This is a genomic window from Pseudomonas sp. WS 5410 (assembly GCF_012985645.1).
Lineage (GTDB): Bacteria > Pseudomonadota > Gammaproteobacteria > Pseudomonadales > Pseudomonadaceae > Aquipseudomonas > Aquipseudomonas shahriarae.
Genome location: NZ_JAAQWS010000003.1, coordinates 84,965 through 97,011 on the forward strand (window position 1 = coordinate 84,965; position 12,047 = coordinate 97,011).

The 12,047-nt window shown below is 61.6% G+C and carries 9 protein-coding genes; all 9 read right to left on the minus strand.

Annotation, left to right across the window (positions count from 1 at the left end; genetic code table 11):
* Positions 1–12: 12 nt before the first annotated feature.
* The 9 genes from gltB to pilM all read right to left on the minus strand — a co-directional run bounded on the left by gltB (position 13) and on the right by pilM (position 11,899).
* Positions 13–4,458 (minus strand): glutamate synthase large subunit, encoded by a 4,446-nt coding sequence (gene gltB / locus HBO24_RS06220; protein WP_115127208.1) that lies wholly within the window; start codon positions 4,456–4,458, stop codon positions 13–15.
* Between the two features lie 350 nt (positions 4,459–4,808).
* Positions 4,809–6,383 (minus strand): AAA family ATPase, encoded by a 1,575-nt coding sequence (locus HBO24_RS06225; protein WP_057958083.1) that lies wholly within the window; start codon positions 6,381–6,383, stop codon positions 4,809–4,811.
* 10 nt (positions 6,384–6,393) lie between these two features.
* Entirely contained in the window at positions 6,394–7,494 is a 1,101-nt protein-coding gene (aroB, locus tag HBO24_RS06230) for a 3-dehydroquinate synthase (protein WP_057958082.1), read from the minus strand.
* 147 nt (positions 7,495–7,641) lie between these two features.
* Positions 7,642–8,160 (minus strand): shikimate kinase AroK, encoded by a 519-nt coding sequence (gene aroK / locus HBO24_RS06235; protein WP_057437234.1) that lies wholly within the window; start codon positions 8,158–8,160, stop codon positions 7,642–7,644.
* Positions 8,161–8,164: 4 nt separating this feature from the next.
* Positions 8,165–9,496: a type IV pilus secretin PilQ family protein gene (locus tag HBO24_RS06240; RefSeq protein WP_057958081.1), complete on the minus strand. Its 1,332-nt coding sequence runs from the start codon at positions 9,494–9,496 to the stop codon at positions 8,165–8,167.
* A 69-nt stretch (positions 9,497–9,565) separates the two neighbouring features.
* The gene (locus HBO24_RS06245; RefSeq protein ID WP_143110320.1) at positions 9,566–10,081 is read right to left on the minus strand and encodes a pilus assembly protein PilP; all 516 of its coding nucleotides are present in this window, start codon (positions 10,079–10,081) and stop codon (positions 9,566–9,568) included.
* Positions 10,078–10,698, minus strand: coding sequence for a type 4a pilus biogenesis protein PilO (gene pilO / locus HBO24_RS06250; RefSeq protein WP_170059435.1), 621 nt, complete (start codon positions 10,696–10,698; stop codon positions 10,078–10,080). The genes HBO24_RS06245 and pilO overlap by 4 nt, the downstream gene beginning before the upstream one ends.
* On the minus strand, positions 10,695–11,246 hold the full coding sequence (locus HBO24_RS06255; RefSeq protein WP_057437231.1) for a PilN domain-containing protein: 552 nt from the start codon (positions 11,244–11,246) through the stop codon (positions 10,695–10,697). The genes pilO and HBO24_RS06255 overlap by 4 nt, the downstream gene beginning before the upstream one ends.
* Positions 11,246–11,899 (minus strand): type IV pilus assembly protein PilM, encoded by a 654-nt coding sequence (gene pilM, locus HBO24_RS06260; RefSeq protein WP_057437230.1) that lies wholly within the window; start codon positions 11,897–11,899, stop codon positions 11,246–11,248. The genes HBO24_RS06255 and pilM overlap by 1 nt, the downstream gene beginning before the upstream one ends.
* Positions 11,900–12,047: the final 148 nt, after the last annotated feature.

The following is a 12,047-nucleotide window of genomic DNA, read 5'->3' on the forward strand; positions in this document are numbered from 1 at the left end:
TTCAGGCGCATATCACTGCGGGTTGGCACGGATGCTGGAAAGCAACGATTTCAGGTTGGCAGCCTTGGGCTTGACCAGCCAGAAACGACGCAGGTAATCATCGAGGTTCTCGGCGAGGTTACGACCCCATTCGCTGCCGGTTTCCTCGACGTACTCGTCCAGCACGTGCTGCAAGTGGTTCCGGTAGGACTCCATGGCCTCGCCGCTGATCCGCTGGATCTCGACCAACTCGTGGTTGACCTTGTCGACGAAGGTGTTGTCCTGGTCCAGCACGTAGGCGAAACCGCCAGTCATGCCCGAACCGAAGTTGTAACCGGTCTTGCCCAAGACGCAGACGAAACCACCGGTCATGTACTCGCAGCAGTGATCGCCAGTGCCTTCGACCACGGTGTGGGCACCGGAGTTACGCACGGCGAAACGCTCGCCGGCCGTACCGGCAGCGAACAGCTTGCCACCGGTAGCGCCGTACAAGCAGGTGTTGCCGATGATGGCACTGTCCTGGGTCTTGTAGATGCTACCCGCTGGCGGAACGATCACCAGCTTGCCGCCGGTCATGCCCTTGCCCACGTAGTCGTTGGCGTCGCCTTCGAGGTACATGTGCAGGCCGCCGGCGTTCCACACGCCAAAGCTCTGGCCCGCAGTGCCCTTGAAGCGGAAGGTGATCGGCGCCTTGGCCATGCCCTGGTTGCCGTGTTTGCGGGCGATTTCGCCGGAGATCCGCGCGCCGATGGAACGGTCGCAGTTGCAGATATCCAGGGCGAACTCGCCACCGCTGGCGTCATTGATCGAGGAGCCGGCCATGTCGACCATTTTCTCGGCCAACAGGCCTTTGTCGAACGGCGGGTTGCGATCCACCTGGCAGAACTGCGGCTTGTCTGCCGGGATGTGATCGCTGCCCAACAGCGGCGTCAGGTCCAGGTGCTGTTGCTTGGCGGTCTGGCCTTCGAGGATGTCCAGCAGATCGGTACGCCCGATCAGCTCTTCCAGGGAGCGCACGCCGAGCTTGGCCAGCCATTCACGGGTTTCTTCGGCGACGTAGGTGAAGAAGTTCACCACCATGTCGACGGTGCCGATGTAGTGATCCTTGCGCAGCTTCTCGTTCTGCGTGGCCACGCCGGTCGCGCAGTTGTTCAGGTGGCAGATGCGCAGGTATTTGCAGCCCAGGGCGATCATCGGTGCGGTACCGAAGCCAAAGCTTTCGGCGCCGAGGATCGCGGCCTTGATCACGTCGAGACCGGTTTTCAGGCCGCCGTCGGTCTGCACCCGGACCTTGCCGCGCAGATCGTTGCCGCGCAGGGTCTGGTGAGTCTCGGCCAGGCCCAGCTCCCACGGTGCGCCGGCGTACTTGATCGAGGTCAGCGGCGAAGCGCCGGTGCCGCCGTCGTAGCCGGAGATGGTGATCAGGTCAGCATAGGCCTTGGCCACGCCAGCGGCGATGGTGCCGACGCCGGCTTCCGCGACCAGCTTCACCGAGACCAGGGCCTGCGGGTTGACTTGCTTGAGGTCGAAAATCAGCTGCGACAAGTCTTCAATCGAGTAGATGTCGTGGTGCGGCGGCGGCGAAATCAGGGTCACGCCCGGCACTGCATAACGCAGCTTGGCGATCAGACCGTTGACCTTGCCGCCTGGCAGCTGGCCGCCCTCACCGGGCTTGGCGCCCTGGGCGACTTTGATCTGCAGCACTTCGGCGTTGACCAGGTATTCCGGGGTTACGCCGAAACGGCCAGTGGCGACCTGCTTGATTTTCGAACTCTTGATGGTGCCGTAGCGCGCCGGGTCTTCGCCACCTTCGCCGGAGTTGGAACGCGCACCCAGGCGGTTCATGGCTTCGGCCAGGGCTTCGTGGGCCTCGGGAGACAAGGCGCCCAGGGAGATACCGGCAGAGTCGAAACGCTTGAGGATCGACTCCAGTGGTTCGATTTCGCTGATAGCCAACGGCGTGTCCAGGGTTTTCACCTGGAACAGGTCGCGGATCATCGATACCGGGCGGTTATCCACCAGCGCGGTGTATTCCTTGAACTTGGCGTAGTCGCCCTGCTGCACAGCGGCCTGCAGGGTGCTGACCACGTCCGGGTTGTAGGCGTGGTATTCGCCACCGTGCACGAACTTGAGCAGGCCACCTTGCTGGATCGGCTTGCGCGCGCTCCAGGCCTCCAAGGCCAGGGCTTTCTGTTCGGCTTCGATATCGACGAAACGCGCGCCCTTGATGCGGCTTGGCACGCCACGGAAACTCAGTTCGCAGACTTCTTCCGACAGGCCGATGGCCTCGAACAACTGCGCGCCACGGTAAGAGGTGACGGTGGAGATGCCCATCTTCGACAGGATCTTCAGCAAGCCCTTGGTGATGCCTTTACGGTAGTTCTTGAATACCTCGTAGAGGTCGCCCAGCACTTCACCGGTGCGGATCAGGTCGCCCAGCACTTCGTACGCGAGGAACGGGTACACTGCCGAGGCGCCAAAGCCGATCAGCACCGCAAAGTGGTGCGGGTCGCGGGCGGTGGCGGTTTCGACGAGGATGTTGGAGTCGCAGCGCAGGCCTTTTTCGGTCAGGCGATGGTGCACCGCGCCGGTAGCCAGGGACGCGTGGATCGGCAGCTTGCCTGGGGCGATATGGCGGTCGGTCAGCACGATCTGGGTACGACCGGCGCGCACGGCTTCTTCAGCCTGATCGGCGACGTTGCGCACAGCGGCTTCCAGGCCGAGGCTCTCGTCGTAGTTCAGGTCGATGATCTGCCGGTCGAAGCCTGGACGCTCCAAGGTCATCAACGAACGCCACTTGGCCGGGGAAATCACCGGCGAGCTGAGGATCACGCGCGAAGCGTGCTCTGGCGATTCCTGGAAGATATTGCGCTCGGCACCGAGGCACACTTCCAGGGACATGACGATGGCTTCACGCAGCGGGTCGATCGGCGGGTTGGTGACCTGGGCGAACTGCTGGCGGAAATAGTCATACGGCGTGCGCACGCGCTGGGACAGCACGGCCATCGGCGTATCGTCGCCCATGGAGCCGACCGCCTCGTAGCCTTGCTCGCCGAGTGGGCGCAGCACCTGGTCGCGCTCCTCGAACGTGACCTGGTACATCTTCATGTACTGCTTGAGCTGGTCGACGTCATAGAACGCCGAACCGTGGTCGTTGTCTTCCATGGTCGCCTGGATGCGCAGGGCGTTCTTGCGCAGCCATTGCTTGTACGGGTGACGCGACTTCAAGCGGTTGTCGATGGCATCGGTGTCGAGGATCTGCCCGGTTTCGGTGTCCACGGCAAGGATCTGACCAGGGCCGACGCGGCCTTTGGCAATCACGTCTTCAGGCTGGTAGTTCCACACGCCAACTTCCGAAGCCAGGGTGATGAAGCCGTTGGTGGTGGTCACCCAACGCGCCGGGCGCAGGCCGTTACGGTCGAGCAGACACACCGCGTAGCGACCATCGGTCATGACCACGCCGGCCGGGCCGTCCCACGGTTCCATGTGCATCGAGTTGTACTCATAGAACGCCCGCAGATCGGGGTCCATGGTCTCGACGTTCTGCCACGCAGGCGGAATGATCATGCGCACGCCACGGAACAAGTCGATGCCGCCGGTGACCATCAGTTCGAGCATGTTGTCCATGCTCGAGGAGTCGGAACCCACACGGTTGACCAGTGGGCCGAGCTCTTCGAGGTCCATCAGGTCGTTGGCGAACTTGGTGCGACGGGCCACGGCCCAGTTGCGGTTGCCGGTGATCGTGTTGATCTCGCCGTTGTGGGCGAGGAAGCGGAATGGCTGGGCCAGCGGCCATTTCGGCAGGGTATTGGTGGAGAAGCGCTGGTGGAACACGCAGATCGCGGTTTGCAGGCGCTCATCACTCAGGTCCGGATAGAAGGCGGTCAAGTCCGCCGGCATCATCAGGCCTTTATAAATGATGGTCTTGTGGGAAAAGCTGCAGATGTAGTGATCGGTGTCCAGGGCGTTGGCCACGGACGAACGGCGACGCGAGGTGAACAGCTTGATCGCCATGTCCTGGTCGCTCAGGCCGTCGCCTGCGATAAACACTTGTTCGATCTGCGGCAGGCGCTCATGGGCCAGGCGGCCGAGCACGCTGGTGTCGATCGGCACTTTGCGCCAGCCAACGAGTTGCAGGCCGGCGGCGAGGATCTCGCGGTTCATGTTCTCGCGAGCGGCCTCGGCTTTGACCGGGTCCTGGTTGAAGAACACCATGCCCACCGCGTATTGCTTGGGCAAATCGGCGCCGAAGGTTTCCTTGGCGACAGCGCGCAGGAACAGGTCGGGCTTTTGAATCAGCAAGCCACAACCGTCACCGGTTTTGCCGTCGGCGTTGATCCCACCGCGGTGGGTCATGCAGGTCAGGGCCTCGATGGCCGTTTGCAGAAGGGTATGACTGGGTTCGCCCTGCATATGGGCTATCAGGCCGAAACCACAGTTATCCTTGAATTCGTCGGGTTGGTACAGACCTGCTTTCATAGACACTTTCTCACCAGGCTGCCTCTTATTTCGAGGCAAATTTCTTTTCAATTCAACCGGTTACCTTCCACGCCGAACGTACGCCGGCTTAGCGGGGGCAAAAGGGAGGTCATTGTACACACCGACACAGACGCCCACAAATTTGGCGACGAACTGTCGCAAATCTATGTCGCATTTATGAAAGGTTTAAAGCGATATGCTGTGCTAGTCAAAACTTTTTTAATTCTGACTGCTACTACTCAAAAGCCACTGTGGCGCAGACACCACAAAGCGCGCGGCCTTCAGGGCTGCACGCTGTTGTAGTTTTTTTGAGGTGCTGGGAGGGCGACCTGGGTAAGGTCGCCGGTTCTTCAGCGAGTTGTTGCGAGTTCTTGTTGAACGCTGGCAACAGTGCGAGGCCAAGGTTTACCAGCCTGGACCTTCGCTGGCAAGGCTTTGATAGCGGAATCGGCAGCCGCACGGCTCGGGAAACTGCCGTAGGTGATCACGTAGAGAGGCTTGCCGTTGAGCACTTTCTTGAAGTAACGGTACTCGCCGCCGTGCTCTTTGACGAACGCCTGGGCGTTGCCTTCGGAGCTGGTGCCGAGGATCTGCACCACATAGTTCTTGGCCGGTTGGCTACCGTACCAGCCGCTGCCGGCAGCTGCCTTGGCCACGGTCACCGGTTTTTCAGCAGGCTTGGCGGCTGGCGCGGGCTTGGCCACCGGGGCTGGCGTCGGCTTGACCACTGGCGCCGGGGCTGGCTTGGCGGTGGCAACCTGGGTCGGCGCAGGCGTTGGCTTGGCCGCCGGCACAGGTGCCGGGCTGGCTGTTTCACCAGGTGGCGGAGCTACGGTGGTAACGGTCGGCGGCGTGGCGCTGGAGCCTTCTACCGGCACACCGTCGTCGCCTTCGGAGATGGCGCCGGCCTCTTCTGCCAACGGGCCACGCATGACCGGCTGGCCAACCATCGGCAGGTTGGTAGGCTGGCCGGAACCGGCAAACTCAACGGCAGGTGCGCCATTGGTGGTGGGCTTGCCCAGTGGCAGTTGTGCCTGCTCGGTAGGCGCGCCTGGTGCGGTCGGTGCCTTGCTGCGGCCAGGAATCAACCAGGCGGCGGCTACGGCAACCACGACAACGGCAGAAATCGCCAGTACGTGTTTCTTCGGCATGGTGAACCCCATCTTTGGACGCTTAACCGCAGAGCGGCTGGCAATCATGGCTTCGATCATTGCATCGCGGGCAACCTGGTTGATGGTGCCAGGCCAGCCGTCGGAGCTTTCGTGAATATCAGAGATCTGCTGGGCAGAGAAAAGTTCGATGCCCTGGCCGGCACCTTCAAGGCGCTGGGCCAGGTACTCGCGGGTTTCTTCTTCTTCGTAGGGCTGCAATTCGATGACGTGAAACAGCTCTTGCTCGCCACTGAGCTGCTCCAGATCGGCAATCAGCGACGCCTCACCGAACAGGAAGACATGGGGACGACCTTCCGGCGTACCCGCCGCCAGGGCCAGCAACGCTTCCAGAGCGGACTCGTCGAGCTGCTCGGCATCGTCCACCAGCAGGTAGACTTCCTGGCCGGTCAGGCCCAACTGCACCACTTGCTTGAGAATGGCGGTGGGCTCGGCATTGGCCACGTCCAGCGCCTGGGCAACCTGGCGCAGCACGCCTGCCGCATCGCCGGCACCACGGGCGGAAACCACCACGCTCTGCACCGATTGCTTGTTGGTGCTGGCCACCAGGGCCTGGCGCAGCAAAGTCTTGCCGCTGCCCAGGGGGCCAGTGACCACCAGCAGCAACTGGCTATAGCGCGCCAGGTGATGCAACTGCCCGAGCACCGGCTTGCGCTGCGCAGGGAAAAACTTGAAACCGGGAACCCGTGGCGCAAAAGGGTCGTGGCTCAACTGGTAATGGCCGAGGAAAGCCTCGTCGGCATGCAAACTAGTCATCGGGATCTGGTTAACCTTTCAGCTGGGCCAGGGCGCGGTAATCCGCTCCCAGCGTGGCCTGTAGAATCTCTTTCGGATAATCGTCGGTCACTACCGCTTCGCCCATTCGGCGCAACAGCACCAGACGCAAACGACCATCGATCACTTTTTTGTCTATCGCCATATGTTCAAGGAAATCAGCCTCGGTCATCTCCTCAGGGGGGATGACCGGCAACCCGGCGCGCTGGAACAGGCGGATACCGCGATCACGCTCTTGGACACTGATCCAGCCCAGGCGTTGCGACATCTCCAACGCCATCACTGTGCCAGCCGCTACGGCCTCTCCATGCAACCAGACACCATAGCCCATGTGAGTTTCAATCGCATGGCCGAAGGTGTGGCCCAGGTTCAAGGTGGCACGCACACCAGACTCACGTTCGTCGGCATTGACCACCAGCGCCTTGGCCGCGCAGGAGCGGGAGATAGCTTCGGTCAGCGCCACCTGATCCAGGTTGCGCAAGGCATCGACGTGCTCTTCAAGCCAGGTCAGGAACGGCTCGTCGCAGATCAACCCGTACTTGATGACTTCCGCCAGGCCCGCCGACAGCTCGCGGGGTGGCAAGGTGTTGAGGGTAGCGGTGTCGATCAACACAGCATTGGGCTGGTAGAACGCGCCAACCATGTTTTTGCCCAGGGGATGGTTGATCCCGGTCTTGCCGCCCACCGACGAATCGACCTGGGACAGCAGGGTGGTCGGCACCTGGATAAAGTCCACGCCACGCTGGTAACAGGCCGCCGCAAACCCGGCCATGTCGCCGATCACGCCGCCACCAAGGGCCACTACCGTGGTCCGCCGGTCGTGGCGCGCGGTGAGCAGGCCGTCAAAAATCAGCTGCAGGGTTTCCCAGTTCTTGAAGGCTTCGCCGTCGGGAAGAATCACCGAGATCACCGAATACGCCGCAAGGCTGCGACTCAGGCGCTCAAGGTAGAGCGGCGCCACGGTCTCGTTGGAGATGATCGCCACTTGTCGCCCGGCAATGTGCGGCGCGAGCAACTCGGGCTGGTCCAACAAACCCTCGCCAATATGGATCGGGTAGCTACGCTCGCCAAGATCGACCTTAAGTGTCTGCATGTGTCCCCGCGCTGAAGATGGAAGCAGGCGTCCTGCCTTGTATTAACGTTGTCGGCACCGTCGAGATCGGACGCTGCCTGATGGCTCTACGCCACACCTCGGACGGCTGTAACGCGCTGCCGAGGATAGCGCATTTCGGCCCTGGCTTTAACGGGGCGGCAGTTGCTGCAGGCGCTCGAGAATGTCGATTACGACCATGCGCGGTGGCCGTTCATCGGTTTCCACCACCAGATCGGCGATTTCCCGATAAAGCGGATCGCGCAGCGCCAGCAAGTCCCGCAGGGTTTTCTCGGGGTTGGCGGTGCGCAGCAATGGCCGGTTGCGGTCACGGGCGGTGCGCCCGACCTGCTGCTCGACCGACGCATGCAAATAGATCACCCGACCGCCAGCATGCAGCGCCCGCCGGTTTTCCTCGCGCATCACGGCGCCGCCGCCGGTGGCCAATACCACGCCATCGCAGCCGCACAGCTCGGCAATCATTGCCTGCTCGCGATCACGAAAGCCCAGCTCGCCTTCCTTATCGAAGATCCACGGGATATTGGCGCCCGTGCGCAATTCAATTTCCTTATCGGAGTCTTTGAATGGCAGGCGCAGCTCTTTGGCCAGCAAACGGCCGATGGTGCTTTTTCCAGCCCCCATCGGCCCTACAAGAATCAAATTTCGCACAGAATCAACGACTCACAGCAATCGCCTGGTTATTCATAATACGCGGAGTCAGGAATACCAGCAGCTCGGATTTTCTTTGGGCAACCACATCACGCCGGAAAAGGCGGCCAAGATACGGCACATCGCCCAAAAATGGCACTTTATCTACCACCTTGCTTTGGTTTTTGGAGAAAACCCCACCGAGGACGATGGTCTCGCCGTCCCTGACCAGAACCTTGGCGTTGACCTCGTTCTTCTTGATCGGCGGCACATCGTTGAGTTTGTTCAGGTAGTCGGGCTCATCCTTGGTCACCCGAACCTCCATGATCACCTGGTCATCGGGGGTGATTTGCGGCGTCACCTCCAGGGACAGCGAGGCTTCCTTGAACGAGACCGAGGTCGCCCCCTCGGACGTGGCTTCCTGGTAAGGAATCTCGGTGCCCTTGAGAATCCGCGCGGTTTCCTTGTTGGAGGTGACCACCTTGGGCTGGGAGATCACTTCGCCATTGCCGCCTTTTTCCATGGCCGTGAGTTCCAGGTCCAGCAGCACGTTATCGGTGATAAAGGCGATGCCCAGGCCGGAGCTCGGGCTGACCACGCCCAGGTCAACGAACGGTGAGCTATCGGGCGACTCGCCCTCACCGGACGGTTTTTTATCGACCCCGCCCCCACTCCAATTACCTTTACTGCGCAGCAACCCGCCCCAGCGCACCCCCACGCTTTTGTCATAGTCGACATTGGCCTCGACTATCCGCGCCTCGATCATCACCTGGCGTACCGGCACATCCAACTGACTGACGATGCGCCGCAGCTCCTCCAGGCGCTCGCCCGTCTGGTAGGCGATGATGTTGTTGGTGCGGTCATCCACCGTCACCGAACCGCGCTCATCGGTCGCCCCCTCCAGCCCGGTCACCGACTGGAACAGCTTGGCCAGCTCAGACGCCTTGGCGTAATTGACTTGCAGCAGCTCCCGACGCAGTGGCGTCAGCTCGGTCATCAACTTGCGCGACTCCAGGGCCAGCAACTCCCGTGCGGCCAGTTCCTCGGCCGGGGCCACCAGCAGCACGTTGGCGGTCACCCGCCGGTCCAGGCCCTTGGCCTGCAACACCAGGTCCAGGGCCTGGTCCCACGGCACATCCTTGAGGCGCAGGGTTATCGAGCCTTGCACATCATCACCGGCCACCAGGTTGAGCCCGGCCACATCGGCAATCTGCTGCAAGACGGCGCGCACCTCAATGTCCTGAAAGTTGAGGGACAGCCTGTTGCCGGTAAATGGGCCACGCGCAGTGTTCAAGGGTGAACTACCGGGAGGAGGCAATTGAATCAGGTCGATTCGCTTGGGCACAGCCTCAGTCATCGGTGCCGTGAACGCTATCCATAGCGCCACACCGAAGGACGAAATAATCCTTTTCATTTTTTGCTTCCGTTATGAGTTCACGTTCAATACCAAAGTGCGCGGACGCTCAAGCCAGGCGCCCTCACCATCGGGGAAAAGCTCGACCAGCTCCAACTGCCCCTCATGGATCGCCACGACGCGCCCATGATCAGTCCCCAGGTAATCCCCCACCGCCAGGCGATGAACACCCGCCGCGCCGCGTAGCAGGGCAAACGTCTGCGCGCCCAGCGACAGGGTGCCGACCATCTGGAACTGATCCACGGCAAACCCTTCGAGAAACTGCCGGGGGCGGTCGAGGTCCGGCGCAGCTCCAGGCTTGCCGGTAGGACGACTGGAGGGCTGGTCCGGCGGCTGGAAGGGGTCACGCAGGGGTGGCGAGCTGGAGACAAACCGTAGCCCCGGTCTCGCCACGTGCACCTCATCCGCCATAGGCAGCGCTTGCTGGCGAATCGTTTGCAACTCGTCATTCAGTGCCTGCAACTGCGGGTCACTGTCGCATCCAGCAAGCAATACCAGGCCCAGGCCCACAACCTTGAGACGGCTCATGGCAATGCTCCCTGGTCGCTGTACCTGTAGGTCTTGGCGAGCATCGTCAGGCTCAACAATGCCCCACCCTCGGAATCCGCAGGGCGAATGACAAAGTCATGCAGGGTAACGATCTGCGGCAACCCGGCCACGCCACTGACGAAGGCCAGGAGGTCGTGATAGGTGCCGACCAGCTTGAGCTGCATCGGCCGCTCGACGAACACCGGCTGCACGTGCTCATCCAGCACACTGAGTTGCTCCACCAGCACCCCGCTGACCTGTCCTAGCCGAGTGAAGTCGTCCAGCAGGCCGGGCATTTGCCTCAGCGTCGGCATTTGGCGCAACTGTTCAGTGAAGGCGGTGCGCAGGGTTTCAAGCTCACGCACCACGCCGTCATGCTGCGCGGCTTGCCGGGCTTTGGCCGCAAACTGCTGGCGCAGGCTTATCTCTCCCACCTCGTGACGCTGCAAGACCTCGCGCGCGCTGCTCAGGTAGACAGCATTCCCGACCATCAGCACCAGCAAGGCGAGCACCGCGCCCACCACAATCCGGCCAGCCAAAGGCCAGTGGGCGGTGTTGCGGTACAGCGTGGAGAGTTGCGGGAGTGCCAGCCCTGACAGGCTGGACCCAAGGCTCACCGCAGCGTCTCCTGATGCTCCCCATGGTCCACCATCAACTGGAAGGCGCTACCCGCACCGCCCTCCTCGGCCCGTACATGGCGCAGATTAGGCGCACGCAGGGTATTGGAGGCTTCCAGGCTACGCATCAGCCGGGTGACATCATCGCTGGACACCGCCGTACCAGTGACCTCCACCGATGTGCCACTGACGCTTACCTCGCTCAGTTGAACCCCATCTGGCATGGCGCGGGCCAACTGGTCGAGCAACTCCTGGCCCGATGTGCGATGGCCCTGGAGGTCTTCGACCACCTTCATCCGCTCCATCAACTGCTGACGCTGCTCACGCAACTCGTCGATGGTCTTGATACGCGAATCCAATACCGTGACTTGCTTGCTCAAGTGGTTGTTACGAGCCACCTGCCGATCAATCGCGCGGTCGATGACCCGGTCGGCCAGCCAGACGGCGACCAAGGCAATAGTGGTAATCGCCAACAGGAAAATCAGAAAAAATTTGCGACGGCGCTCAGCGCGTTCTTCACGCCAGGGTAAAAGGTTGATTCTTGTCATCAATCGAAACTCCTGAGGGCCAAACCGCAGGCGACCCGCAATCCCTGGGCATCGGCAGCCCATTGTGCACTATTGATCCCACTCCCCGGCGCTATCCGGGCGACCACCTGATCGGTCATCCGCGCCAGGGCAAACGCCTCTACATCCACCACTCGAGCAACCAGGCCGGCCATGGCCAGCACCGCTTCGCGCGCTTCTACCTGCTCCTTGAGGCATGCCACAAGCAGCACATCAACATAACCGGGTTCACGACTCGATGGGCCCTGGACCTGAAAATCAATTGCAACCTCATCCAACGGATAAGGAATGTACTGGTCAGCTTCGCAGCGCAGGCGCTGCTCCATCTCGCCTGCTTCAAGCCCCGCCTCCAGCGCAACCACCCGGCTGATCACCGAAGGGCCCGCCACGGCAACCGCCGCATGGGCGACCTGGGTCCGCGCCCGGAACAATGCCTTGGAAAGGGTCTGCGCGACAACCTCCAGATCAACGATATTACTGTCGACCACCGCATGCCCCGGTAAAGCCTGGCTCGCATACGCGTGCACTGCATAGCCATCGCCGGCGCGGGCCAGCTCCAGAACCTTCACGCCGCTGTCCTGGATGTCCACACCCAGCACGGTATCGGCTTTTTGCCTGAAAAATCCCTTTCTCATAAAACTCCCTAAAGCTTTGCCTGTCTCAGGGCTGGTCAGTTCCGGGCTTGATGCATTCGGTCGGCTCGGTTGAGCGGCGCCCATGACGCCTCGAGGCGAAAAATGCTTTAATGCCCAGCGTTTTTTCCCGCTTTTTATCTGCAGGTCG